This is a genomic window from Streptomyces sp. NPDC026500, from assembly GCF_055567635.1.
The window spans coordinates 87,835-111,592 of record NZ_JBVHQB010000010.1 but is presented as its reverse complement, the minus strand read 5'-3'; the positions used below and the strand labels follow the sequence as shown (position 1 = coordinate 111,592).

Genomic DNA, 23,758 nt, shown 5'->3' with positions numbered 1-23,758 from the left:
TGGCAGCCGCGCGCGGAGCCGGCCCGAGCCCCCGAGGTCCAGGACGCGTGAGCGGACCAGTGGACCAGTGGACCGGTGGATCCGTCGGGGGACGGCATGGCCTGGCGGTACCAAAAACGATACTGTTGTATCGCCTGGCGTATCAAAATCGTCCAGCAAACTGCCACCACCGAGGACATGCCATGCCCGCGACCCGCACGCTCCCCACGCCGGAAGCCGTCGACCTGATCGCTCTGACCCGCGAGCTCGCCGAGAAGGAGCTCGCCCCGCGCGTCGCCGAGGCGGAGGCCGCGGAACGCTTCCCCCGCGAGGTCTTCCGCACGCTCGGCCGGGCCGGGCTGCTGAGCCTTCCCTACCCCGAGGAGTTCGGCGGCGGTGACCAGCCCTACGAGGTCTACCTCCAGGCTCTCGAGGAGATCGCCGCCGTGTGGGCGAGCGTGGCCGTCGGCGTCTCGGTGCACGCGCTGTCCTGCTTCGCCCTCGCCTCGTTCGGCACCGAGGAGCAGAAGAAGGAATGGCTCCCTGACATGCTCGGCGGCGAGCTGCTCGGCGCCTACTGCCTGTCCGAGGCCCATGCCGGTTCCGACCCGGGCGCGATGCGCACCCGGGCGGTCCGGGACGGCGACGACTATGTGCTCAACGGCGCGAAGGCCTGGACGACACACGGTGGGCACGCCGACTTCTACACGGTCATGGCACGTACGTCCGACGCCGGCTCGCGCGCCATCTCCTGCTTCCTCGTCCCGGCCGACACCCCGGGCGTGGTGGCCGATCCCCCGGAGCAGAAGATGGGCCTGACCGGGTCCGCCACCGCCACCGTGCGCCTGGAGAACGTACGCGTCCCCGCCCACCGCCGGCTCGGCGAGGAGGGCGACGGCCTCAGGATCGCCTTCGCCGGGCTGGACTGCGGACGCCTCGGCATCGCGGCGGTGGCCACGGGCCTGTCCCAGGGGGCGCTGGACCACGCGCTGCGCTACTCGCGGGAGCGGGAGACGTTCGGCCGGCCCATCATCGAGCACCAGGGACTGGCCTTCGTCCTCGCCGACATGGCCGCGGCGGTGCAGGTCTCCCGGGCCACCACACTCGCCGCCGCCCGCCTCAAGGACGAGGGACTCCCCTTCCAGTCCGAGGCGTCGATCGCGAAGCTGATATCCACCGACAACGCCATGAAGGTCACCACCGACGCGGTCCAGGTGCTGGGCGGCGCCGGCTACACCCGCGACTTCCCGGTCGAGCGCTATATGCGCGAGGCCAAGGTCATGCAGATCTTCGAGGGCACCAACCAGATCCAGCGCCTGATCATCGGCCGCTCGCTCAAGGAGAACGAGCGCGGCAGCCTCCGGGTGCAGAACGCAGGAAAGTAGTACGCCCGGGTCGTGGGAACCGGTGAGTGCGGCACGCGCACTCACCGAAGAAGGTCCGCGCACGTGACCATCGCCGTCCGAACGCCGATACTTCCCAGTGTGAGCTTCTCGCACCGCCGCTCCGCTCGCCGGCCGGTCAGGCCGGCCGTTCGGTCACGTTCGCGACGGACGGTCACGGACCCTGTCGGCCGCCGCTCCGTGAAGCGGCGCCGCGTCGCGGTCGACGTCCGGCCGGACCCACTCCTAACGTGGGCACTACCGGACACCGGCCCGGCGGCTCTTCTCACCAGGAGGTTCCCATGAAGATGCTCATCAACGTGGCGGAAACGGTGGTGGCGGACGCGCTGCGGGGCATGGCGGCAGCCCATCCGGAGCTGACGGTGGACGTCGAGAACCGCGTGATCGTACGCAGGGACGCCCCGGTCGCCGGAAGGGTGGGCCTCGTCTCCGGCGGCGGATCCGGACACGAGCCGCTGCACGGCGGATTCGTGGGCCCCGGAATGCTGTCGGCGGCCTGCCCCGGCGAGGTCTTCACCTCACCGGTGCCGGACCAGATGCTGCGGGCGGCGGCTGCCGTGAACAGCGGCGCGGGCGTCCTGTTCATCGTGAAGAACTACACCGGCGACGTCCTCAACTTCGACATGGCGGCGGAGCTGGCCGAGGACGAGGGCATCCGGATCGCCAAGGTCCTCGTCAACGACGACGTCGCCGTCACCGACAGTCTGTACACCGCCGGACGGCGCGGAACGGGCGCGACGCTGTTCGTGGAGAAGATCGCGGGCGCCGCCGCCGAGGAGGGCGCACCCCTGGAGGCGGTCGAGGCACTGGCCCGCCAGGTCAACGAGAACTCCCGCAGTTTCGGCGTGGCGCTCAGCGCCTGCACGACTCCGGCCAAGGGCAGCCCGACGTTCGATCTGCCGCCCGGGGAGCTGGAGCTCGGCGTCGGCATCCACGGCGAGCCGGGCCGGGAGCGGCGCGCGATGATGACCTCGCGCGAGATCGCCGACTTCTCCGTGCACGCCGTCCTGGAGGACCTCGCACCACGCAATCCGGTGCTGGTCCTCGTCAACGGCATGGGCGCCACTCCCCTGCTGGAGCTGTACGGCTTCAACGCGGAGGTGCAGCGGGTGCTGACCGAGCGGGGCATCCCCGTCGCGCGCACCCTGGTCGGCAACTACGTCACCTCCCTCGACATGGCCGGGGCGTCGGTGACCCTGTGCCAGGTGGACGAGGAGCTGCTGCGCCTGTGGGACGCGCCGGTGAAGACGCCGGGGCTGCGCTGGGGCGTGTGAACCCGGTCGAGAGGCCCGGGTACGTGAACGGGTCGACGGGCCGGGGTACGTGATCCCGGCCCGTGGACCGGTGGAGGTGAGCCCGGTCGACGGGAGGTCGGCTGCCGCCCGGCGTCCGCCGAACGGCACCAGGTCAACTTTCGTACCACGCAAGGAGATTACGTGCTCGACGCCGATTTCTTCCGCCGTTGGATGACGGTGACCGCCGCGTCCGTGGACCGCGAGGCGGAGCGGCTCACCGACCTGGACTCGCCCATCGGTGACGCCGACCACGGCACCAATATGCAGCGCGGATTCACCGCCGTGACCGCCACCCTGGAGAAGGAGGCTCCGGACACCCCCGGCGCCGTCCTCACGCTCGCCGGGAGGCAGCTGATCTCGACGGTCGGCGGCGCGTCCGGGCCGCTGTACGGCACCCTGCTGCGCCGGACCGGCAAGGCGCTCGGGGACGCCGCCGAGGTCACCGATGAACAGTTCACGGACGCGCTGCGCACAGGCGTCGACGCGGTCATGGCCCTAGGCGGAGCCGCGCCCGGCGACAAGACGATGATCGACGCCCTGGTGCCCGCTGTCGACGCGCTGGCCGAGTCGTTCGCCGCGGCGAAGTCCGCCGCCGAGGAGGGCGCCGTCGCGACGACGCCCCTGCAGGCCCGCAAGGGCCGGGCTAGTTATCTGGGCGAGCGCAGCATCGGGCACCAGGACCCGGGCGCCACGTCCTCGGCTCTGCTGATCGCGGCACTCGTGGAGGCGGCCGGTGAATGACACCGAGGAACGACTCGTCGGCATAGTTCTGGTCTCGCACAGCGCCGCCGTCGCCGCGTCCGTCGCCGAGCTGGCGACGGGCCTGGCCGGTGGCGGCGCAATCGCTCCCGTCGCCCCGGCGGGCGGCACCCTGGACGGGGGCCTCGGTACCAGCGCCGAGCTGATCGCCGCCGCCGCGGCCTCCGTGGACCACGGGGCCGGGGTCGCCGTGCTCACCGACCTGGGCAGTGCCGTGCTCACCGTCAAGGCGCTGCTCGCCGAGGGCGACGAACTCCCGGACAACACGCGGCTGGTGGACGCCCCCTTCGTCGAGGGGGCGGTGGCCGCGGTCGTCACGGCGTCGGCGGGCGCCGACCTCGCGGCGGTGGAGGCGGCGGCAGCGGAGGCGTACAGCTATCGGAAGGTATGAGGACCGAAAGGTCTGAGAAGCGCGAAGTGCGAGGACGGGGAAGCCTGAGAACCCGGAAGCCTGAGAACCGGGATCAGGAGATGCCTTTCGCCGCGACGGTCAGAGCCGAGCGGATGGTCGCCGCCAGCTCCGACTGGGCCGTCGCGGGGTCGGGCTCCTCTTCATCGGTGCGCCACGCGTAGTGCTCGACCGCCGCGCGCAGCGCCGCGTTGAGCATGGCGGCCTGGATCTCCGAGCGCAGATCGACGGCTCCCAGCCCGGCGCGATCGGCGAGGGCGCGGGCGAACACCGGCTCGGCCTCGTCATGGGCCTGGAGCCAGACGGCGCGCAGACCCGGCTCGGTGCGGGTGAGCCTCAGCAGTGTGCGGACCCTCGGCGGCTGCGGTTTCGCCATCGGGCCCTCGGCGCTCGTGGACGCCCGCTCCAGGGCGTCCTCCAGGGGACCGTTCGCGGGCCACGCGCGCAGCGCCGCGGCGATCGCGTCGATCCCGGCCGCGAACAGCGGGCTGACGCAGCTCTCCTTGCTCGGGAAGTAGCGCCACAGGGTCCGCCCGGACACGCCGACGGCCTGGGCGATCTGGTCCCCGGTGGTGGCGGCCACGCCCTGGTCCACGAAGAGTTCGACCGCGGCGCGGGCGATCTCCAGCCGGATCTCGGCCCTGCGCTCGTCGGTCAGCGGTGGCCGCCCGGTACGGCCGCGGCCCCGGCCGGGGTGTTCGCCGATCGCGCCGTCCGGCACTGGTGACTCCTTGGTTCCGTCTGCGAATGCTGCCCGGGACTGCGGTGATTCTAGCGATCTCCGTCACCACCTCCGGAGGCTTTCTGTCATTCAGCGACATTAAGTCGTACTGTGGCGGCGCGGCGCCTCGGCTGCACCCGTACGCATCTCTGGGAGAACGTCATGAGCGCCACTGGACTGGACGGCCGCAGCGTCATCGTCACCGGCGCGGGCTCGGGCATCGGCCGTGCCACCGCGCTCGCCTTCGCGGCCGAGGGCGCGCGGGTGGTCGTGGCCGATCTCGACGCCGATGGCGCGGCGGAGGTCGTCGAGGAGATCGAGGCGGCCGGCGCCAGCGCCGTGGCTGTCACGGGCGACCTGAGCGAGCAGGCGGTCGTCGACCGGGTGACCGCGACGGCGGTGGAGCGGTTCGGCGGAGTGGACGTGCTGGTGAACAACGCCGGGATCATGGACCGCATGTCGGCGGTGGCCGAGGTCAGCGACGCGGAGTGGGAGCGGGTCATCCGGGTCAACCTCACGGCCCCGTTCCTGCTCACCCGGGCGGTGCTGCCGCACATGCTCGCCGTCGGCAGGGGCACCGTCGTGAACACCGCCTCGGAGGCGGGCCTGCGCGGCAGCGCCGCCGGTGCCGCGTACACCGCCTCGAAGCACGGCATCGTGGGACTCACCAAGTCCCTCGCCGTGATGTACCGGGAAAAGGGCATCCGCACCAACGCCATCGCACCCGGCGGCACGATGACCGGTATAGCCGTGGACATAGAGGCGGGCTCCCAGGGCCCCGCCGTTCTCGGCGCGTACATGGGCAATGCCGGCCGGCTCGCCGAGGCCGCGGAACAGGCCGCCGCGATCGTGTTCCTCGCCTCGGACGCGGCGAGCAACATCAACGGCGTGATCCTGCCCGTCGACAACGGCTGGGCGGCGGTCTGACGGCCGGACCGGGAACGGATGGCCGATCCGGGGTGGCCAGGGGACCGGCGGGTCCGCCGTCGCGGCGGCCCGGCGCCGGTCTTCGGCGGCTAGCCCTCGTCCAGGAGCTTCTGTGCCAGCCGCTCCCCCGCCGCCAGCGCGGCGGCGTGGTCCTCGATGGGTGACACCCGCGAGTTCTTGAACACGATGTAGGTGACCCCGGAGGGTGTACCGCCGCCGCGCGGATCGGGGCGGATACCGAGCGCCGCGGCCGTCGCGTACGAGGCCTCGCCGATGATGTCCTGCGGGCCGGTGTCACCGACGACGGCGTACTGGACGCGGTCCCGGTAGATCACGGCCGCCACCGAGCCGGGCTCGATGCCGTGTTTCCGGTAGTCCCAGACGTCGCCGGCGGCCGGGACGACGATGTAGGGCAGGGTCTCGGCGCTCAGATAACGGCCGTCGGACTGCTGGAAGGCCGTGGACTCGGAGAAGATCGGGTCGGTACGGCTGTTGCACAGGGGGCCCGGTCTGCCGTCGCAGTCGATGTCCATGTCCGCCGTCCAGAAGACGGCACCCCGCGTTCCGCAGACCGGGATCTCGGCACGGGTGCCGTCGTCGCTGCGGTAGCGCCCGTTCGAGACGGCGGCGCAGCCACCGAGCTTCGCCAGCAGGTCGGCGGCCCGGACCGAGCCCTCCCGCACGGGCACGACGGGGCTTCCGGGGCGGCCCGTGGTGGGGGTGGTGGACAGCATCGCCGGGGCCGATGCGAGCAGGGCTGCTGCCGCGGCCGCGGCCAGCGTCAGCGACTGGACACGCACGATGGGAGGCCTTCTCCTGGGGGACATGGACGCTCATTTGCCCAAATCTGGTGGGCGTCCGACAGTGCGTCCACCGGGAGGGGGCCGGACGGTGCACGGCCACTTCCGCGGGCGCCGCACGGCCGAGGGCCCGAGCCTCAGCCGGCTCCGGCCACTCGACCGCACGCGTCGGCGCGGGAGGAGCGACGACAGCGTTCCGCGCCGTGGGCAGGAACTCCCCTGAAAATGGGGCGAGTTCACACCGCGTCAGGGATCAGCATACGTACCGCGGGAACAGTCCGGCCAACGGCGTCCACCCTCTTGATGTGGCTGCGTCACCCGTGTCTTATAGGTACAGACCAATCCCGTCGAGGGAGGGCAGACCCCGTGCGACGCGTTCCCCCCACCGTCCTGCGCGCGCTGGTGTGCGGCGCCCTGCTCGCGCTCGCCTCCTGCGGTTGGGACGCCGGAACCCCCGGCCAGGGCGAACGGCTGCCCGCCGCGCCGATGGGCGTGACCGCCGCCGCGGGGAGCGCCACCAGCGTGCACGTCATGTGGAACCTGGTCGCCGAGAGCCCGAGGATCACCCGTTACGAGGTATATCGCGGCACCACCAAGGTCAAGGAAGTTCCCGGCTCGGAGCACATGGTGGACATCACCAGGCTCGAACCGTCCACCCCGTACGTCTTCACGGTCAGGGCCCGGAGCGCCGCCGGTGTGCCGGGGCCGCCCAGCAAACCGGTGCGGGCCACCACGCCGGCGGCGGTCGCGGCCGACGGCACTCCACCCACCCGCCCCGGCCGCCCGCACGGCAGGGCGGTCGGCGGCCGGGCGGTCCAGCTGTCCTGGGCGAGGTCGTCCGACGCGCGGGGCGTGGCCTCGTACGACATCTACCAGGGCACCTCGAAGATCCACAGCGTCGGCGGAGCGCAGACGGCCACCGTCGTCACCGGGCTGCGGCCCGGTACGGCCTACGCCTTCACCGTGCGGGCCCGTGACGCCGCGGACAACGTCTCGCCGCCGAGCGGCACGGTCCGGATCACCACCGCCCCGGGCTCGGACGACGGCCGGGGCACGGCGCCGACCGGCTTCCGGGCGACGACCCACCAGAGCGAGGGGGCGTACTACATCGACCTGGCATGGACCGCGCCCGAGGTCGACGGAGTGATCACGGAGTACCGGATAGATCTCGACGGACATGCCGTGACCTCACTCGTGTGGGGTGGCAGCCCACCTCGCGGCACCTGCACCTACAGCTTCTTCGTCGGCCGGGAGGCGGACGAAGCACACCGGGTACGGATCCGGGCGAAGCTGCCCGACGGCACCTGGGGCGGATTCTCCGCGGAGCGTTCCGTGACGACGGGCCGGCGGTGAACCGGCCGGGAAAGCGGCTGTCGGCTGCGTCGGCGTCCGCCGGACGATGGAATTCGTCACCTGCCCGGTCCCCGTCCGCATGCGGGCCCGGCCCGGGGCGCATTGGCTCGCACTGAAGGCAGCACGGGCCCTCCGATCCTCGGCGGCGCATGGGATGCACCGCCAACCGTGCCGCTGGAGGGCAGTTCCTATGCGTACCACTCAGACACTTCTCCGCTCCGGCCTGACCGTGGCCGCCACCGCTGCGCTTCCGCTCGCCCTGGCCGCCCCGGCGGCCGTCGCATGGGGTTCCGGGATCTCCGTGAGCACCAGTGGCACCTCGGTCTCGGTCACCACCAGCGCCTGCCCGAGCAACGGAAGCAGCTTCGGTGATGCCTCGCTGCTCTCCAGCGGGCAGGCGAACTTCGCCCAGGGGCGGCAGATGCCGCTCACCGGGACGAGCAACAACCAGTCGGCGTCCTGGACAGGCGTGGGCCCCGGCACCTTCACGGTCATCGTCGTCTGCCAGGACGGCACGACGGCGGGCACCCAGTCGATCATCGTGGCTCCCAGCGCGGCCCCCGCGACCCCCACGATCTCGACGACGGTCTCACCCTCGCCGTCGCGCGGCGTCATGGGCGGGCTCGGCGGAGCCGTGAAGGACTACGGCACGGCCACGGTCGTGGGCGGCGCGGCCCTGGTCGTGACCGGCACGGTGGCGGCGGCGTGGTTCCTGCGCCGCCGGTCCAAGCCCCACCGGCTCTGATCCGGAGTCCGTCACAACGGGCGGCCGTTCCGTCGACTCCGGTCGGCGACGGCCGCCCAGTCGTGCTTCGTCAGGCATCCCCGTCAGCGCCGATCAGGAGCATGTTGGGTGACCCGTATGCCCGTATGAAGGGCCGCTGTCGGTGCTGGCCCGTTTCGTTGCTCACGCTGGTCCTCGCCGTACCGGAGCACTACCGGCCAGGTGATCGGCCTGACGGGTCCCAGCAGGCAGGTCGGCCGAGCCGCCGACTTCTGCGGGCGATGCGGCGCCTGGTCATGGGCAGTCACGCGCGCTGCCAGGAGCGAGGTGCTTGACCCTCACGTGGCGTCATGCCGCACAGTCGGTGGCATGGAGGAGCACCTGACCGTGGGACGTGTGGCCGAACTGGCCGGCGTGAGCGTCCGCACGCTGCATCACTATGACGGGATCGGCCTCGTGCGGCCGTCCGCCCGAACCTCGGCCGGGTACCGCGCCTACTCGGCGGGCGACGTGGAGCGACTGCGGGAGGTGCTCGCCTACCGGCGGCTGGGCTTCGGACTGCGCGAGATCGCGGATCTGGTCGACGACCCGGCCACCGACGCGGTCGCGCACCTGCGCCGGCTACGCGGCCTGCTGCTGGAACAGCGCGACCGCGCTGCTGCCACGGTGACGGCCATAGACAGGGAACTGGAGGCGCGGGCCATGGGGATCAGGACGACGCCGGAGGAACAACTGAAAGCGTTCGGCGCCCAGTTGTACGACGCCATCGGGTCCGCGTACCCGGCGACGCGGCGGACCGAGCCGCGGATCGCCGCGAGGGTCTGGGACGCGCTCGGGGACGCACGGACGGTACTGAACGTCGGGGCCGGCACCGGCTCCTACGAGCCCCCGGACCGCGACGTCACCGCGGTGGAACCATCGGCGGTCATGCGGGCGCAGCGTCCCGCGGGCGCGGCGCCGTGCGTGGCCGCCACTGCGGAGAGCCTCCCGTTCGAGGACCAGTCCTTCGACGCCGCGATGGCCTTCAGCACCGTTCATCACTGGCAGGACCCGATCGCGGGTCTGCGCGAGATGCGGCGCGTGGCCCGCCGCGTGGTGGTGTTCACGTACGACGCCAGTGATGCCGGCCGGCGTGAGCGGTTCTGGCTCACTCGCGATTACCTGCCTGAATTCGCCGACCTTCTCGTCGACTGGCCTTCACTGGCCGACCTGACCCGCGCGATCGGGGGCCGTGCGGAGCCGGTGCTCATCCCGTGGGACTGCGCCGACGGCTTCTTCGAGGCCTACTGGCGCCGGCCCGAGGCGTACCTGGACGAACATGTGCGCCGCGCGGTGTCGGTATGGACCAGAGTCGGGCCGAAGGCCGAGCAGAGGGCGGTGGGCAGACTGCGCGACGACCTTTCCTCAGGCCGGTGGGCCGAGCGCAACCGCGACCTCGTCGCCCTCGACGCGGCAGAGCTCGGCCTCCGCCTGCTCGTGGCCTGAACCATCGTGCGCGAGTACGGACCCTAGTCGCGCCCCGGCATGCTTTCGAACTCCGCCAGGGCGTGCGTCAGCCACTGGGTCCAGAAGGTCTCCAGATCGATGCCGGCCCGCAGTACGAGGTGCCGCAGACGGTCTTCGGGAGTGCTCTTCTCCGGCGGGAAGTCCCGGTCCTGGATCTCCTCGTACTCGGCCAACTGGCGCCGGTGCAGGTCGAGATGACGGCGAAGGTCCGCCTCGACGCCGTCCGTGCCGACGACGGCCGCGGCGCGCAGGCGCAACAGCATGGTGTCGCGCAGCGGCTTCGGGTCCTGCGAGGCGGCGGTCCAGCGCGCGAGTTCGGCGCGGCCCGCGGACAGGACTTCGTAACTCTTCTTCTGACCCCGGGAATGCTGCTCCGGAGGAAGTGCCCGGATGTACCCCTCGGCCTCCAGTTTTCCCAGCTCGCGATAGATCTGCTGATGCGTCGCCGACCAGAAGTAGCCGATCGACTTGTCGAACCGCCGGGTCAGTTCGAGGCCCGACGAGGGCTTCTCGAGCAGGGCGGTGAGGATCGCGTGCGGGAGTGACATGGGGTCATCCTAGGGAGGGCCGCGGGCGCTGCCCGGTGCCCGGCCGTGGTCGGCCGGACACCGTGACAGCGCTGCCGCGGTTCGTTTCTTTCGGTGTCCTAGCTAGAGCGCCGCCGCCAGTTCGGTGCCCTGCTTGATGGCCCGCTTGGCGTCCAGCTCGGCGGCCACGTCGGCGCCGCCGATCAGGTGGACGCCCCGGCCGGTGGCGCGCAGCGCGTCGTACAGGTCGCGGCGCGGTTCCTGGCCGGTGCACAGCACGATCGTGTCGACCTCCAGGACCTGGCTGTGCCCGTCGACGGTGACGTGCAGTCCGGCGTCGTCGATCCGGTCGTACTGGACGCCCGGAACCATGGTGACGCCACGGTGCTTGAGCTCGGTGCGGTGGATCCAGCCGGTGGTCTTGCCGAGTCCGGCTCCGACCTTGGACGCCTTGCGCTGGAGGAGGTGCACGGTGCGCGGCGGGGCGGGCCGTTCGGGTGCGCCGAGACCGCCGGGCGTCCGGTAGTCCATGTCGACGCCCCAGTTGCGGAAGTACGTCTCCGGGTCCTCGCTCGCCTTGTCACCGCTGTCGGTGAGGAATTCGGCGACGTCGAAGCCGATGCCGCCGGCGCCGAGGACGGCGACGCGGTCGCCGACCGGCGCTCCGTCGCGCAGCACGTCCAGGTAGCCGACGACGCTCGGGTGGTCGACGCCCGGGATCTCCGGGGTGCGCGGGCTGACGCCGGTGGCGACGACGACCTCGTCGTACGCCTCCAGGGTGTCCACGGTGGCCCGGGTGTTCAACCGGACGTCCACGCCGTGCAGTTCGAGCTGCGTACGGAAGTAGCGGATCGTCTCGTCGAACTCCTGCTTGCCGGGGACCTTGCGGGCCACGTTGAGCTGGCCGCCTATGTCGCCCGCGGCGTCGAAGAGGGTGACGTCGTGGCCGCGTTCGGCGGCGCTGACGGCGCAGGCGAGTCCGGCGGGCCCGGCGCCCACGACGGCGACGGTCTTGCGCAGCCGGGTCGGCGCGAGGACCAGCTCCGTCTCGTGGCAGGCGCGCGGATTGACCAGACAGGAGGTGATCTTGCCGCTGAAGGTGTGGTCGAGGCAGGCCTGGTTGCACCCGATGCAGGTGTTGATGGCCTCCGGGCGTCCGGCCTCGGCCTTGGCGACGAAGTCGGGGTCGGCGAGCATCGGCCGGGCGAGCGAGACCATGTCCGCGTGGCCGTCGGCGAGCAACTGCTCGGCGATCTCCGGGGTGTTGATGCGGTTGGTGGTCACCAGCGGGATCGAGACGGAGCCCATGACCTTCTTCGTCACCCAGGCGTACGCGCCGCGCGGCACCGAGGTCGCGATCGTGGGGATACGGGCCTCGTGCCAGCCGATGCCGGTGTTGATGATCGTCGCTCCGGCGGCCTCGACGGCCCGTGCGAGCGTGATGACCTCGTCGAGCGAGGAGCCGCCGGGGACCAGGTCGAGCATCGACAGGCGGTAGATGATGATGAAGTCGTCGCCGACGGCCTCGCGTACACGCCGGACGATCTCGACGGGGAAGCGCATCCGGTTCTCGTACGAGCCGCCCCAGCGGTCGTCGCGCTGGTTGGTCTGCAGGGCGATGAACTCGTTGATGAGGTAGCCCTCGGAGCCCATGATCTCGACACCGTCGTAGCCCGCCTGCCGGGCGAGCCGGGCGGCGCGCGCGTAGTCGTCGATGGTCTGCTCGACCTCGGCGTCGCTGAGCGCGTGCGGCGGGAAGGGGCTGATCGGGGCCTGCAGCGCGCTGGGGGCGACCAGGTCCTGGTGGTAGGCGTAGCGGCCGAAGTGCAGGATCTGCATCGCGATCCTGCCGCCCTCGCGGTGCACCGCGGCGGTGATGCCGGCGTGCTGCTCGGCCTCGGCCTCGGTGGTCAGCTTCGCGCCGCCCTCGTACGGCCGTCCGGCGTCGTTGGGCGCGATGCCACCGGTGACGATCAGGCCGACGCCGCCTCGTGCGCGGGCGGCGTAGAACTCCGCCATGCGCTCGAAGCCGCGCTCGGCCTCCTCCAGGCCCACGTGCATGGAGCCCATGAGCACGCGGTTGGGCAGGGTTGTGAAGCCCAGGTCGAGCGGGTTCAGCAGATGCGGGTAACGGCTCATCGGGCCCTCCGTGCGCGGTGTCGTACGTCTGTTTTAGACGACGGGCCAGGCATTGTGCAACTAGTTGCACAATGAGGAGGATCACTCGGCACGGAGACTGAGGATCACTCGGCGCGGGCCGGAGGAAGCCTCGGCGCAGGGCCGGAGGCACGGCTCCGCGCAACGCCGGAACAAGGTCCACACGGGGCCGGAGCAGGGCTCGGCGCAGGGCCGGAGCAAGGTTCAGTCGAGAGCCACCTGGGCCACGAGTTCGGCCACAACCGCGGGCTGGTCGACCATCACCAGATGGCCCGCGTCGGGGACCGAGACCATCGTCACGTTGGCGCTGGCCTCGAGCCCGGCCCTCTCCTCCGCCGACAGACCGACGTCGTCGTGGTCCCCCCGTACCACCCAGGCGGGCACACCCGAGTCACGGAGCCGGGAGACCAGTGCCTGGTACCGGTCCAGATAGTCGAAGTAGTGCCGGATCACCTGGCGGCAGAACGCCGGATCGTTCTTCTCGAACTCGGCGGTCAGCGCTTCGCGGCGGGCCGGTGGCAGATTGCTCACCATGACCCGGGGCGTCAGCTTGAGCAGGCCCGCCCAAGCCAGCATCCCGACGCCCGGCACCCGCCCGAGGCTGTTGGCGATCGCCAGGGCCTTGTCCTCGTCGGATGCCGAGAAGGCCGGGGAGAGCAGCACGACGGGGCCGGCGAAGTGCCCGCCGGCCGCCATCTCCAGGGCGACATTGGCACCGATGCTGTGCCCGACGACGACGTCACAGCCCCGCTCGGCGGCCAGGGATCCCGCCAGCGCCGCGTAGTTCTCCATGGAGAGATCGTGCGGAGGCGTGGTGCCCGCGTGCCCCGGAAGGGTCGCCGCCACCAGCCGCACCGGCGCGGTGGCGAGCGGCGGTGCGGCCATCAGGTCGTCGTAGAACGCGGTACTGCACATCCCGCCGGGCAGCAGCAGCACCCTGGTGCTCGCGTCGGCGGGCCCCGACTCCTTGATGTCCCATGCGTCGAACTTCTCGGGGGCACTGCTCACGGTCGGCCTCCCTCTGGCAACTGCGGTCAGCCAGAGTGTGGCGCGCCGGGCGGGACAATCGGCCGATCAGGGCCCGAACGCGGCATGTCGCCCGCGTCGGCCCGCCCGGTCAGGGCTTCACGCCGATCACCACGTTGGCGTACCTCTCCTCCGAGACGGCCAGCCGCGCGATCAGTCCGCCGCGGGCGAAGGCCTCGACGGCCGTGGACGCCTGGCGCTCGCTCGTCTCGACGAGCAGGACGCCTCCGCGGGCCAGCCAGCGCGGCGCCTCGGCGGCGACCCGGCGCACGAGGTCGAGTCCGTCCGCGCCGCCGTCGAGGGCGACCAGGGGTTCGTGGTCCCGGGCCTCCGAGGGCAGCAGGCCGACCTCGTCGGTCGGCACGTAGGGCACGTTGGCGGCCAGGACGTCGACGCGGCCGCGCAGGGTGACGGGCAGCGCGGCGAAGAGGTCCCCCTCGTGGACCTGGCCGGCGAACGGCGCGACATTGCGGCGGGCGCAGCGAACCGCGGCCGGGTCGATGTCGGCGGCGTGCAGTTCGGGCCCGCCGAGGGACGCGGCCAGCGCGGCGCCGACCGCGCCCGAGCCGCAGCACAGGTCCACCACGACGGACGCTTCGCGGGCGAGCGCAACGGCCTGCTCGACGAGGAACTCGGTGCGGCGGCGCGGCACGAAGACGCCGGGGTCGAGGGTGATGCGCAGACCGTGGAACTCCGCCCAGCCGAGGACGTGTTCGAGGGGCAGTCCCGCGACGCGACGGTCCACCATCGCGGCGGCCTCGTCCGGGGTGCGGGCGGCGGAGAGGATCAACTCCGCCTCTTCCTCGGCGAAGACACAGCCGGCGGAGCGGAGCGCGGCGACCAAGGGGTCTGCCGCGTCAGGAACATCAGGAGAGAGAGGAGGCATGAAGCCGAGAGCCTTTCGACGAGCCGAAGGGCGCTCCCACGGTCACCTGGAGACGGCGACCACGTTGTTCGCAGAGGAGAGCACCCGAACTGACACAGCGGTAATGGGTCTCACCTCCTCGGCAACTCATCGGCCGAGACGGTCCAGGGCCGGAACGGCCACTTTACAGGAACGATCAGTCGACGGGCGTGGGCCTGCGACCATCGAATCCCCTTTGGTTGACCTGCGCAACCCTCTCCCCGCCCCGGCCGAGTTGTACTATGCAACCAGGGAGGAAAGAGAGGTCCCGTGATGACATCCGAGGGGTCCGGAGAGTGCGCCGTCACCACCGGGACACCGCCCGACGGGGTGACGGCCGACGCGGCCGTGGAGATCATCCAGCGGGAGATGACCGTGTTCGCCCGGCGGGCCCGCGCCTCGGCGGGGCGCATGCATCCCGAGCTGTCCCTGGTCTCGTACACCCTCCTCGGTCATCTGGAGGAGGTCGACGGCTGCCGGGCCACGGATCTCGCCGCGCACTACGCGCTGGACAAGTCCACGGTGAGCCGCCAGGTGACGGCGCTGGAGCGCGCCGGGCTGATCGAACGGCGGATGGATCCCGAGGACCACCGCGTCCAGGTGCTGCATCTGACAGCGGCGGGCACGGAGATCCTGGCCCAGGTGACCCGCAGCCGCCGGGTGGCGTTCCGCGAGCGGCTCACGGGCTGGTCGGACGAAGACCTCGCCCGCTTCGCCTCGTATCTGCTGCGCTACAACGCCACGGCCACCGCCACCACCTCGGAGAAGCCGGAAGCGAAGCCACCGAAGGACTGAACGACATCCCCGCGGCCCTCTACGGCTCAGCGGCGAGGTGTCATCCCGCGGCGGCCCGATGGCGTCCCATCGCGGCGCGCGATGTCATCCCACGCTCACGGTCCGGCCGTCGCCCAGGTGCTCGGGCACGCGCGCGGCCATGAAGCGGGTCCTGCGACGCAGCCGGAAGCCCAGCGACTCATAGAGGCGGACGGCGCTCGTGTTGCTCGCCGCGGTGTGCAGGAACGGGGTCTCACCACGTTCACGGATGCCGTGCGCGACGGCCAGGATCAGGCGCGTGGCCAGGCCCTCGCCCCGGTGGTCGGGGTCGGTGCAGACCGCGCTGATCTCGGTCCAGCCCGGCGGATGGAGCCGCTCGCCCGCCATGGCGATCAGGGCGCCGTTCCGGCGGATCCCCAGATACGTGCCGAGCTCGACGGTGCGCGACAGGAAGGGGCCGGGCCGGGTCCGTTCCACCAGGTCGAGCATGTCCGGCACGTCCGCGGGGCCGAGCACCACGGCCTCGGCGTCCGGTGCCGCGGCGAGTCCGTCGTCCACGAGCTGGACGCCGTCGAGGCTGAAGATCACCTCCCAGCCGTCCGGGGTCCGCCCGCCGAATCCGGCCAGCGGTGCTTCGCCCCCCGGGCCCACCAGGGCGGCGAGATCCGCCCAGTCACCGGCGTCGGGGTCGTCGGGCAGCGCCAGCCACGGAGACACGTCCACGGGGTAGCGCAGCACGCTCCCGCGCCGTTCGGCGAAGTGGGCGTGGGGCCCGGTGAGGGAGCCGAGGGCCGGGTTGTCGAGGGGGTGGCGGCCGGGAGGGTTCCCCTCTTCCTCCGGACCCCCGGACCCTGTGAAGCCATACGCCTCGGCCATCTGCTCCCTCACTCTGCTTCGCTGTCGTCACCGGTCGTCGCGGCCCCGCTCACCGGTTGTACATGTACGGGCCATCCGACTCGACTCCAGCAGCAAGGAAGATCGGGGCACGGCTATTCCCGGGCGCCGGGAGAGTTCATACGTCCGCAATGATCAGCGCCCCTCACCGGCTCGGAGCACGGTCCCCTTGCGCGTACCGTTGAATGGTTAAGCACCGGTGCGTGCCCGGGTCACCGACCCGCGGGTTCGCGCCGATCACGTTCGATCCGCGGGCCGCCGCCCCCGGCGGTCCTGGAGGCACCACCCGTATGAACGTCACGCGAGGCTTCACCGGGCGCCCGCGCGCCCACAACTCCGGACTGCCGCCCGGCCAGTACGACGCAGGCGACGACTGGCCCGTCCTGTCCGCCGAGGTCACCCCGGACCTGGCGCCCGCCGACTGGACCCTGCGGATCGACGGCCTGGTGGCCGAGCCGCGCACATGGGACTGGGAGCAGGCGCACGCGCTGCCCGCCTCGGCCTACGAGGGCGACATCCACTGCGTGACGAGCTGGTCGAAGTTCGGGGTGCGGTTCGGGGGTGTGTCGCTGGACGCGTTCCTGGAGGCCGTACGACCGGACCCGGCGGCCACCCACGCGGTCGCGTACGCGCACACCGGGTACAGCGCGAACCTCCCGCTGGCCGACCTCACCGGCGGTCGCGCCTGGATCGTGTGGGACTACGACGGCGCACCGCTGCCGGCCGAACACGGTGGCCCGGCACGGCTGATCGTGCCCCATCTGTACTTCTGGAAGAGCGCCAAGTGGATCGCGGGCATCCGGATCCTCGACCACGACGAGCCGGGCTTCTGGGAGCAGAACGGCTACCACGCCCGCGGCAACCCCTGGGAAGAGCAGCGCTACTCCGGTGACTGAGACCACGACCGAGACCTTCGTACCGCCGACACGGTTCGCCGTGCCCGGCCGCATCGCCGTGAGCACCCGGACGGCCACCACCTGGCAGACCGCGACGCTCACCGAGATCCGCCACGAGACTCCCCACGCGGCGACCTTCCGATTCGCCGTGCCCGCGTGGGAGGGACATCTGCCCGGCCAGCATCTGATGCTGCGGCTCACCGCCGGGGACGGGTATGTGGCCCAGCGCCACTACTCCATCGCGTCCTCGCCCGACGACACCGGCCACATCGAACTGACCCTGGACCATGTCGACGGCGGTGAAGTCTCCGGCTGGTTCCACACCGTGGCCCGCCCCGGCGACTCGGTCGAGGTGCGCGGTCCGCTCAGCGGCTTCTTCGCCTGGCCCGGGGACCGGCCCGCGCTGCTCGTCGGCGCCGGCTCCGGTGTCGTACCGCTGATGTCGATGCTGCGGCACCACCGCGCACGGACCCTGGACGTACCGCTGCGCCTTCTTGTCTCCGCGCGGAGCCCCGAAGAGCTCATCTACGCACGGGAGTACGGCGCCGAGACCACGGCCGTGTTCACACGCACGGCCCCGGACGGTGTACGCGTCGGACGTATGGCCGCCGCACATGTGGCGCCCCTCCTGGGCGAGCAGCCACCCGGTGGATGGGAGGCCTACATCTGCGGGTCCAACGGATTCGCCGAGCACGCCTCGCGGTTGCTCGTGGACGCGGGGCAGCCGGTGGACCGGATTCGGATCGAGCGGTTCGGCTAGGACCTGTCTGCCGCTTCCCGCCGGGTTCCACGGGGTCCAACGGCGCACGACCGTGCCGGCCGGGCATGCGGGCTCGGGCACGACGTCGCGTGCGTGAACGCACCGGTTCGTGATCCGGCTGCCCGACGACACGGCTGCGGGCGTCGGCGTTCGCACAGGCCTCTGCGGATACGCGAGCGAACCCGGACCAACTGGTCCGGGTTCACGGGCTGTTCGGGAAACGGCCTCTACAGGTCGAACTCCAGGTGCTCGATGTCCGTGAAACGGACCTCCTCCAGGCTCCCGGCGCGGCGGCCGCCGTCCTGGAAGTACACCTCCTTGAGCGCTTCGGCGGCGATCTCCCGCAGCTCCTGGTCGCCCGCGCCGGCCTGCTGGGCGTCGAAGAGGCGGGCGGCGTAGCGGGGCGGGAGGGCGACGGTCAGGTGCCGGACGCGGTCCTGGTCCGTCGATCCGATCGGGGCGGTGTAGCCGAGGCGGGCGCGGGTGTCGATGACGATGCCTCCGGTCGTCGCCGCCTTCGCACGGGCCTTCGCCCGGATCTGCGGCTGCCACCGGGCCTTCACCTCGCGTTCCAGGCGTGCGGCGAGGCCGGCACGGGGCTTCTTGATCTGGTCCTTCACGTACCGCTCGACGGTGCGCTGGGAGACCCGCAGCATCTGGGCGACCGCCTTGGTGCCCCCCAGTTGCTTGACCAGGTAGCGCATCTGCGGGCCCGCGCTCTTGGGCACCGGGCGGGTGAACGCCTTATGGACCGCGGCGTCCAGGCCGTCCCCGAACACGCTCATGCCTGTCTACTCCCCGTTGTCGGCGTCGGTGACGGTGCCGTCCTTGATGTACCGGGCGAGGTTGAGTTCCGGGGCGTTGAACTGCTCGCGGACTCCTTCGCCCCACAGCACGCTCTGGGTACCCTCCCACTTGACCAGGCCCGGGTTGATGCCGAGCTTGAAGCCGCCGGGCAGCGGCTTGCCGTCCCGGTACGGCAGGAAGTCCAGCGGGCTCTCGCCGTCGGCCGCGTACACGACGCAGTCGGACAGGATCGCGACCGGATAGTCGCCGGTGAAGGCCGCGTGCTTGACGATCTTCCGGTGGAGGTTGATCCGGGTGCGGGAGATCACCGCCGCGCGGATGTCCGGCCGCCAGGTGGGCCGGGACAGGGCCCGCCACGGCTCGCCCGGCCGCCAGCCCTCGCCCCGGGGCCGCTCGCGCAGCTTGCCCAGGCCGCCCTTGACCGTCGCCTTGATCGCCGAGACGACGATCGCCAGCTCCGGGTCCCGCTCGCGGTAGCCATCCATCGCTGCCAGGAAGTCGGCCGGCGACAGGTCCGCATGCACACCGAGGTCGGCCATGGTGGCGAGGTAGGCGTCACGCAGCCGGTTGTACCAGCCGTCCAGGTAGCGGCCGTTGTCGTAGCGCACGTATGCCTCGACCGGCGTGACGTCGTAGCCGAGCTCCACCGCGTACGCCACGGTGGGCGTCGCGTACCAGGCCGGCCCCTCCGGGCGCTCGCCCTTCGGCGTGAACGGGCTGGGCAGCATCGCTCCGTCCAGATCCACCCACTTGTCCTTGCCCACCTTCACCCGGGACAGGTCGACGTGGGAGAGGTCGACCAGCCACGAGCCGGGCAGCTTCGGGTCGAACACCGGCCGCGTGACGTGGGCCGGCGCTCCGAGACCGACGATCAGGCCGTTGGCGCCGGCAGCGAAGGCCATGTTCACGTCGATGCCGACCAGATGCCGCTTCATGCATTCGGCGTCGGTGAGCGGCCGCGCCCAGTCGTACGCCTCCTCGAACAGTTTCTCGGCGGGGCCGCGGATGTGGAAGCGCGGCAGATCCTTGAGGAGCGGGTGTCCGTCAGGAGCCTCGCAGGGTGCGCAGTCCACGGGGTCCTTGCCCAGACTGCCGGGATTGTGTTCGGAGTGCCGTTTGCCGTCGGCGTCGGGCTCGGAGGCGCGGGTCGGTGGGTGCAGGGCCGTCATCAGCTCCAGGCCGGTCACGGCGGTGGAGCCGCGGGGCGTCATCACCCGGGACGCGTATGCGCCCAGCAGGTGAGCGAGTTCCGCCGGCGGAAGCTGCCCCGCCTGGTCCCAATGGCGGGTGTCGAGGGCCTGCCAGGACGGGATGCACAGTTGCACGCACGAGCGCTCCGAGCCCTGCGCGGGCCGGTAGATGCGCGCCCATGGCCCGAACCCGCGCCTGGTCAACTTCCACTCCGCACGCGACAGCTGCTTGATGACCTTGTGGCCCTCCGGCAGCCGCCCCGCGAGCCGCTCCTGCTCGGTGAGGACGGCGGGCAGGCCGTAGCGTTCCAGCGCGGCCTCGGTGAGGACGAGCAGCGGATCGGCGGCCCTGCCCGGCCCGGACAGCTTCGGCTGCCCGAGCTGTGCCTGGGCGAGGGTCCAGTCGACCAGGGCCGCAAGGGACTTCGCGGGCACGTCCAGAACCACACCGCCCACGCAGTACGCCGACGCCTGGCCATCCTCGACGTCGATGACCGCCAGCGGCCCGTTCTCGAACCGCAGGTCGTCGGCGGCCTCGGCAGGGGCGGGCCCGGCCGCCTTCGCCGTCGGCCGCCGGGACGGCGTCCCGGTGCTCGCTGGGCGGGCAGCCTGGCCGGAGCGCAGCGGACCGCCGGGCTTCGCGGTGACCGGCACGGTTTGCGGACTTGTGCCCGCCGGCCCGGAGCGCGAGGGTGCGGGCGTGGCCTGCGGGGAGGCGGCGCTTCGCGGGAAGCCGGGCTCGCTTTCGGGAGGCGAGGCGGGCGGCGGGTAGCGGTGGGCGAGACCGTCGAGCAGCCTGCGGTATGCCTCCAGGCGCTCCCCCTTCGGTTCGGCCCGGCCCGCCTCCCACGCGATGATGCTCGGTACGCGCACGCCCAGCGCCTGGGCGATGGCGGCCTGGGTCAGGCCGGCCGCCTCCCGCAACCGCACCCGCTCGGTGGGAGCGGGCAGCACGGTGCCGCCGTCGACCGCGGCAAGGAGTGAGTCGACGGCCGAGAACAACTCGTCGGGCTGATGCGTCATCTGCGTTTCTTCCTGCTGTTACCGGACGCCCTGGCGGATCTCTTCGAGCCGCGTCATCAGCCGCTGGTAGCGCTGGGAGGCTGCCTGGGAAGAGTTCAGACCCTGGTGGCAGGCGATCTGCCGCCAGTCCATGCCGCGGCGCCGGGCCTCGATGACCACCTGGGTCTCCAGCCGGTCGAGCTGCCGACGCAGATCCTCGAACAGGCTGAGAGCGGCGCCGACCTCGTCTGCGGTGACTGCGAACTCCTGTGCTCCGCCGTGACGTTCGTCCACCGCGGCCGCCAACAGCCGCGCCACGAGCAGGACATCGTGCTGCAGTGCGTGCGCCGCCGACGCACCGTCCCCGGACGGCTCCCCGAGCGCGGCCAGGCGATCCCGGGCTTGCTGACGAACATCGCGTGCCATCCGACCACCGTAACCCATGTCGTCAATGAAACAACGCTTTGTTGTTTCATTGGAAGCGCTGCCATGCCGAGGACTCGGCCCGTACCTGCAGTTGCCGGTCGCGCACTGCGGGATTGCTTCGGACGTGGGCGAGGCGACGCGCCGAGCGCCCGCAAGGGCGCAGTAGCCACGGAGGGATCGGACGACGGCGGGCATGCCCCGTTTTCCGACAACAGCAAGCCCCTCCGCAGCACACCGGGAGACACCACCCGCCGCTCGCTGTGCGCCTGACGCTCAATGAGTTGAGTTCGGACATGTGCCGCTACAGCGGGCATGACCCGGTCCTCAATGTCCGCCTGGATGCAACCGTTGTGATGGCAGCGCACACTGGTACTGGAAGCATCTTTTGCTAGGGGTGATAGCAATGAGGCATCCACTCACTTCAGTGGCCACTGCCGCAGTCCTACTGATCACGCTCGTCTCCGCAGGAGGCGCGGCGAACGCGGCGGAGACACAGGCCCCGGCCTCCGCCCCGACGACCCCGTGCACACAACGCGATGCGTTCCCGCCCGCCGGCGGCACCAATATCGGCGGGAGTCCGGCGCGCTACCAGTACCCGAACAGCCCGTACGCCGGCGCCCGCTTCGACGGATGCGCCAACACACTCAAGGTGTACTACGGCGGCTACACCAGCCCCCGCTACGCCTACTACGAGGTGCTGTACACCCATCCGTCACAGCTCGGCTGGGTCAGCTGGCAGGGACGGATGGGGCAGAACAGGGTCGCGACATTCCGCGCGCCCTCTCACGGGGACTGGAACTTCAAGGTGAGGGCCTGCGCCAGCACATTCGACGGACCGGGACCCGGCTCCTGCACGGCATGGTCGCCGCAGCTCTTCCTGCACGCCGTCTGAACACATCGCGTCCGAACAGGCCGCGGCTCGGCGTTCGGGGCAGGCGCATCCCGACGCCCCGAACCACCTGACATCCGACCACCTGACATCGCGACGCCCCCGACCGCCTGATGCGGCTCAAGTGCATCGCGGCGACCGCCGGATGCGGCTACAGGCCGCGGGCCGCCAGCGGCGTGGGCCGGTGCGGCCGCTCGGGCAAGAGGTCGAGGTGGTGCCTGGCCTGCTCGGCGGTGGAACTGCGGGAGAACTGCTCGACGATCTGCTGCCAGATGTCCCGCGCGCGGTCGAGGTCCTGGTGTCCACGCCGGGACATCGACCGTGCCTCCAGGGCACACGCGAGGTGGGCCCATTCCCGCGCGCCGCCGCCGGAATGCTCCACGGCGTTCTCCAGGAAGCGGACAGCTTCACGAACCCGGCCCTCCCGGTAGGCAACCCATCCGCGGGCGTCCTCACACAGGGCCAGCCCGCCGGCGTCCAGGATGCTCGGCGCGCTTCCCAGTGCGCCGTCCGCCATCAGACGCGCCTCGTCGAGCTTGATGCCCTGCTCCGCGTAGAACATCGCGAGGCGGGCCGTCACCGTGACCAGCGCGGCGCGCAGCGCCCGTTCCTCTTCCGCGCCGCGACACCTGTCCAGCCCTGCCGAACACGCCGCCTGAGCCTCGATCAACTCCGTCGTTGGAAGCTGTCGAAGTCGGCACCCGACTCCGAGGCTCCCGGCCGCTCGATCTCGATGCGGTGGGCCAACTCCCGGGCAAGGCGCCCATCGGCCCGGCGGTCGTCGCTGTCGACCGTCACCTGTGCCGACCAGGTACGGCCTCGCAGCCCGGACTGGGAGGCCACGACCCGCAGTGTCCCGCCCGTCTGCACCAGTGATCCCTGGAGCGTCCTGCCGAAGGCGCGCTCCAGCCACGTGAGCAGGGTGCCGACCTCCAGTTTCAGCGGGCCGAGCGTGACCGTTCCGACCTCGGTCACCTTGATGTCCCCCGGCAGGCCGGAGGCCGCCACCCCGGGCACCCGGGCCGACGACCGCCGGACCACGTCGCCCCGGCTACCGGCCGGGTTGAGCACGTCGGCCGGCGTCATGAACGGTTCTTGCCGGACCAGGTCCACGATGCGTTCGATCTCGCCGTCCAGGAGTTCGGCGAAGCCCGCCGCGACACCGTCCGCCCGCCCGGCGCCGTCCCCGCCGACCAGGCTCTTGAAGGGAAGGATCCGGACCGGGCGGGAGCCGCGTCGCGCAGCCGCCAGCAGGATTCCCGCCAGGGCGACAACGAGCCAGACGGCAAGGGACATGTCGGGCAGCGGATGGCCGCCTCGTGTCACCGTTAGCACGACGAGCGCCGCCAGCGCGGCGGCGGCAGCGAGCAGGAACGCGTTCAGACTGCGGAACGTCCTCCACCAGAGCAGTGCGATGCGCCGGGGCCGTCGCGAACGCGGCGCCAGCCCCGAATACGCGATGCGGAAGGTCTCCCTGACGAGATGCTTGAGTGAGGGCATGGCTACGCGCCTACTCTCCGCCTACGCCCCTCCTCGTTCCAGAGTGCGCCCGGAACCGCGGGGGAGCAATTCCGGCCGGTGGCCACGAAGTCCGCAGGTCATGTTGGACTCACCCTCGTAGCAGGACCGT

General features: G+C 71.5%; 24 protein-coding genes. 12 read left to right on the top strand and 12 right to left on the bottom strand.

Features of this window, described 5'->3' with window-relative positions; all coding sequences use genetic code 11:
* The first annotated feature begins 182 nt into the window (after positions 1–182).
* From ACZ4N5_RS19910 to ACZ4N5_RS19895, 4 genes are all read left to right on the top strand, one after another.
* Entirely contained in the window at positions 183–1,364 is a 1,182-nt protein-coding gene (locus ACZ4N5_RS19910) for an acyl-CoA dehydrogenase family protein (protein WP_467758375.1), read from the top strand.
* 299 nt (positions 1,365–1,663) lie between these two features.
* Positions 1,664–2,656, top strand: a complete 993-nt coding sequence (gene dhaK, locus ACZ4N5_RS19905; RefSeq protein ID WP_355854033.1) for a dihydroxyacetone kinase subunit DhaK — start codon at positions 1,664–1,666, stop codon at positions 2,654–2,656.
* Between the two features lie 162 nt (positions 2,657–2,818).
* Positions 2,819–3,418: a dihydroxyacetone kinase subunit DhaL gene (gene dhaL, locus ACZ4N5_RS19900; RefSeq protein ID WP_467758374.1), complete on the top strand. Its 600-nt coding sequence runs from the start codon at positions 2,819–2,821 to the stop codon at positions 3,416–3,418.
* Complete coding sequence (locus ACZ4N5_RS19895; protein WP_467758373.1) at positions 3,411–3,827, top strand: PTS sugar transporter subunit IIA domain-containing protein; 417 nt, start codon at positions 3,411–3,413, stop codon at positions 3,825–3,827. The genes dhaL and ACZ4N5_RS19895 overlap by 8 nt, the downstream gene beginning before the upstream one ends.
* 73 nt (positions 3,828–3,900) lie before the next feature.
* Here ACZ4N5_RS19895 and ACZ4N5_RS19890 read toward each other — a convergent pair whose 3' ends face one another.
* The gene (locus ACZ4N5_RS19890; protein ID WP_467758372.1) at positions 3,901–4,566 is read right to left on the bottom strand and encodes a TetR/AcrR family transcriptional regulator; all 666 of its coding nucleotides are present in this window, start codon (positions 4,564–4,566) and stop codon (positions 3,901–3,903) included.
* Positions 4,567–4,728: 162 nt separating this feature from the next.
* Between ACZ4N5_RS19890 and ACZ4N5_RS19885 the strand changes: the two genes are divergently transcribed.
* Complete coding sequence (locus ACZ4N5_RS19885) at positions 4,729–5,493, top strand: SDR family NAD(P)-dependent oxidoreductase (protein WP_467758371.1); 765 nt, start codon at positions 4,729–4,731, stop codon at positions 5,491–5,493.
* 89 nt (positions 5,494–5,582) lie between these two features.
* On the opposite strand, the gene ACZ4N5_RS19880 is transcribed toward ACZ4N5_RS19885, so the two are convergent.
* Positions 5,583–6,293 (bottom strand): glycoside hydrolase family 75 protein, encoded by a 711-nt coding sequence (locus tag ACZ4N5_RS19880; RefSeq protein ID WP_467758370.1) that lies wholly within the window; start codon positions 6,291–6,293, stop codon positions 5,583–5,585.
* A 366-nt stretch (positions 6,294–6,659) separates the two neighbouring features.
* Between ACZ4N5_RS19880 and ACZ4N5_RS19875 the strand changes: the two genes are divergently transcribed.
* The 3 genes from ACZ4N5_RS19875 (at position 6,660) to ACZ4N5_RS19865 (ending at position 9,855) form a co-directional block, all read left to right on the top strand.
* Positions 6,660–7,646 carry a fibronectin type III domain-containing protein gene (locus ACZ4N5_RS19875; protein WP_467758369.1) on the top strand — a complete coding sequence of 329 codons (987 nt, stop codon included), beginning with the start codon at positions 6,660–6,662 and terminating at the stop codon, positions 7,644–7,646.
* A 190-nt stretch (positions 7,647–7,836) separates the two neighbouring features.
* Positions 7,837–8,391 (top strand): hypothetical protein, encoded by a 555-nt coding sequence (locus tag ACZ4N5_RS19870; RefSeq protein ID WP_467758368.1) that lies wholly within the window; start codon positions 7,837–7,839, stop codon positions 8,389–8,391.
* A gap of 348 nt (positions 8,392–8,739) precedes the next feature.
* Positions 8,740–9,855 carry a MerR family transcriptional regulator gene (locus tag ACZ4N5_RS19865; protein ID WP_467758367.1) on the top strand — a complete coding sequence of 372 codons (1,116 nt, stop codon included), beginning with the start codon at positions 8,740–8,742 and terminating at the stop codon, positions 9,853–9,855.
* A 23-nt stretch (positions 9,856–9,878) separates the two neighbouring features.
* On the opposite strand, the gene ACZ4N5_RS19860 is transcribed toward ACZ4N5_RS19865, so the two are convergent.
* The 4 genes from ACZ4N5_RS19860 to ACZ4N5_RS19845 all read right to left on the bottom strand — a co-directional run bounded on the left by ACZ4N5_RS19860 (position 9,879) and on the right by ACZ4N5_RS19845 (position 14,472).
* A complete protein-coding gene (locus ACZ4N5_RS19860; protein WP_467758366.1) occupies positions 9,879–10,424 on the bottom strand; it encodes a PadR family transcriptional regulator in 546 nt (181 codons plus the stop codon).
* Between the two features lie 102 nt (positions 10,425–10,526).
* Positions 10,527–12,542, bottom strand: a complete 2,016-nt coding sequence (locus ACZ4N5_RS19855; RefSeq protein WP_467758365.1) for an FAD-dependent oxidoreductase — start codon at positions 12,540–12,542, stop codon at positions 10,527–10,529.
* 222 nt (positions 12,543–12,764) lie between these two features.
* Complete coding sequence (locus ACZ4N5_RS19850; protein ID WP_467758364.1) at positions 12,765–13,568, bottom strand: alpha/beta fold hydrolase; 804 nt, start codon at positions 13,566–13,568, stop codon at positions 12,765–12,767.
* Between the two features lie 109 nt (positions 13,569–13,677).
* Positions 13,678–14,472 carry a putative protein N(5)-glutamine methyltransferase gene (locus ACZ4N5_RS19845; protein WP_467758363.1) on the bottom strand — a complete coding sequence of 265 codons (795 nt, stop codon included), beginning with the start codon at positions 14,470–14,472 and terminating at the stop codon, positions 13,678–13,680.
* A gap of 387 nt (positions 14,473–14,859) precedes the next feature.
* Between ACZ4N5_RS19845 and ACZ4N5_RS19840 the strand changes: the two genes are divergently transcribed.
* Entirely contained in the window at positions 14,860–15,285 is a 426-nt protein-coding gene (locus tag ACZ4N5_RS19840; protein WP_467758539.1) for a MarR family winged helix-turn-helix transcriptional regulator, read from the top strand.
* 84 nt (positions 15,286–15,369) lie between these two features.
* Here the strand turns inward: ACZ4N5_RS19840 and ACZ4N5_RS19835 are convergent, their stop codons facing one another.
* On the bottom strand, positions 15,370–16,140 hold the full coding sequence (locus tag ACZ4N5_RS19835) for a GNAT family N-acetyltransferase (RefSeq protein WP_467758362.1): 771 nt from the start codon (positions 16,138–16,140) through the stop codon (positions 15,370–15,372).
* Positions 16,141–16,448: 308 nt separating this feature from the next.
* On the opposite strand from ACZ4N5_RS19835, the gene ACZ4N5_RS19830 reads away from it, so the two are divergent.
* Both ACZ4N5_RS19830 and ACZ4N5_RS19825 read left to right on the top strand, forming a co-directional pair.
* A complete protein-coding gene (locus tag ACZ4N5_RS19830; RefSeq protein ID WP_356785096.1) occupies positions 16,449–17,054 on the top strand; it encodes a sulfite oxidase-like oxidoreductase in 606 nt (201 codons plus the stop codon).
* Positions 17,047–17,814, top strand: a complete 768-nt coding sequence (locus ACZ4N5_RS19825) for a ferredoxin reductase (RefSeq protein ID WP_467758361.1) — start codon at positions 17,047–17,049, stop codon at positions 17,812–17,814. The genes ACZ4N5_RS19830 and ACZ4N5_RS19825 overlap by 8 nt, the downstream gene beginning before the upstream one ends.
* Positions 17,815–18,041: 227 nt before the next feature.
* On the opposite strand, the gene tpg is transcribed toward ACZ4N5_RS19825, so the two are convergent.
* The 3 genes from tpg to ACZ4N5_RS19810 are packed head-to-tail and all read right to left on the bottom strand — an operon-like array spanning position 18,042 to position 21,239.
* Positions 18,042–18,599: a telomere-protecting terminal protein Tpg gene (tpg, locus tag ACZ4N5_RS19820; RefSeq protein ID WP_467758360.1), complete on the bottom strand. Its 558-nt coding sequence runs from the start codon at positions 18,597–18,599 to the stop codon at positions 18,042–18,044.
* A gap of 6 nt (positions 18,600–18,605) precedes the next feature.
* Positions 18,606–20,834: a telomere-associated protein Tap gene (gene tap / locus ACZ4N5_RS19815; RefSeq protein ID WP_467758359.1), complete on the bottom strand. Its 2,229-nt coding sequence runs from the start codon at positions 20,832–20,834 to the stop codon at positions 18,606–18,608.
* A gap of 18 nt (positions 20,835–20,852) precedes the next feature.
* Positions 20,853–21,239 (bottom strand): hypothetical protein, encoded by a 387-nt coding sequence (locus tag ACZ4N5_RS19810; protein ID WP_467758358.1) that lies wholly within the window; start codon positions 21,237–21,239, stop codon positions 20,853–20,855.
* 424 nt (positions 21,240–21,663) lie between these two features.
* Here ACZ4N5_RS19810 and ACZ4N5_RS19805 point away from each other — a divergent pair, with 424 nt between their 5' ends.
* A complete protein-coding gene (locus ACZ4N5_RS19805) occupies positions 21,664–22,131 on the top strand; it encodes a hypothetical protein (protein ID WP_467758357.1) in 468 nt (155 codons plus the stop codon).
* Positions 22,132–22,279: 148 nt separating this feature from the next.
* On the opposite strand, the gene ACZ4N5_RS19800 is transcribed toward ACZ4N5_RS19805, so the two are convergent.
* Positions 22,280–22,798: a tetratricopeptide repeat protein gene (locus ACZ4N5_RS19800; protein WP_467758356.1), complete on the bottom strand. Its 519-nt coding sequence runs from the start codon at positions 22,796–22,798 to the stop codon at positions 22,280–22,282.
* Positions 22,795–23,628 carry a hypothetical protein gene (locus ACZ4N5_RS19795; protein WP_467758355.1) on the bottom strand — a complete coding sequence of 278 codons (834 nt, stop codon included), beginning with the start codon at positions 23,626–23,628 and terminating at the stop codon, positions 22,795–22,797. The genes ACZ4N5_RS19800 and ACZ4N5_RS19795 overlap by 4 nt, the downstream gene beginning before the upstream one ends.
* Positions 23,629–23,758: the final 130 nt, after the last annotated feature.

Excerpts from the sequence above, each read along its gene's own strand:
- ACZ4N5_RS19910 (WP_467758375.1), top strand. The coding sequence starts at position 183 with ATGCCCGCGACCCGCACGCTCCCCACGCCGGAAGCCGTCGACCTGATC.
- dhaK (WP_355854033.1), top strand. The coding sequence starts at position 1,664 with ATGAAGATGCTCATCAACGTGGCGGAAACGGTGGTGGCGGACGCGCTG.
- ACZ4N5_RS19885 (WP_467758371.1), top strand. The coding sequence starts at position 4,729 with ATGAGCGCCACTGGACTGGACGGCCGCAGCGTCATCGTCACCGGCGCG.
- ACZ4N5_RS19870 (WP_467758368.1), top strand. The coding sequence starts at position 7,837 with ATGCGTACCACTCAGACACTTCTCCGCTCCGGCCTGACCGTGGCCGCC.
- ACZ4N5_RS19865 (WP_467758367.1), top strand. The coding sequence starts at position 8,740 with ATGGAGGAGCACCTGACCGTGGGACGTGTGGCCGAACTGGCCGGCGTG.
- ACZ4N5_RS19860 (WP_467758366.1), bottom strand. The coding sequence starts at position 10,424 with ATGTCACTCCCGCACGCGATCCTCACCGCCCTGCTCGAGAAGCCCTCG.
- ACZ4N5_RS19855 (WP_467758365.1), bottom strand. The coding sequence starts at position 12,542 with ATGAGCCGTTACCCGCATCTGCTGAACCCGCTCGACCTGGGCTTCACA.
- ACZ4N5_RS19845 (WP_467758363.1), bottom strand. The coding sequence starts at position 14,472 with ATGCCTCCTCTCTCTCCTGATGTTCCTGACGCGGCAGACCCCTTGGTC.
- ACZ4N5_RS19840 (WP_467758539.1), top strand. The coding sequence starts at position 14,860 with ATGACCGTGTTCGCCCGGCGGGCCCGCGCCTCGGCGGGGCGCATGCAT.
- ACZ4N5_RS19835 (WP_467758362.1), bottom strand. The coding sequence starts at position 16,140 with ATGGCCGAGGCGTATGGCTTCACAGGGTCCGGGGGTCCGGAGGAAGAG.
- ACZ4N5_RS19830 (WP_356785096.1), top strand. The coding sequence starts at position 16,449 with ATGAACGTCACGCGAGGCTTCACCGGGCGCCCGCGCGCCCACAACTCC.
- tpg (WP_467758360.1), bottom strand. The coding sequence starts at position 18,599 with ATGAGCGTGTTCGGGGACGGCCTGGACGCCGCGGTCCATAAGGCGTTC.
- tap (WP_467758359.1), bottom strand. The coding sequence starts at position 20,834 with ATGACGCATCAGCCCGACGAGTTGTTCTCGGCCGTCGACTCACTCCTT.
- ACZ4N5_RS19810 (WP_467758358.1), bottom strand. The coding sequence starts at position 21,239 with ATGGCACGCGATGTTCGTCAGCAAGCCCGGGATCGCCTGGCCGCGCTC.
- ACZ4N5_RS19795 (WP_467758355.1), bottom strand. The coding sequence starts at position 23,628 with ATGCCCTCACTCAAGCATCTCGTCAGGGAGACCTTCCGCATCGCGTAT.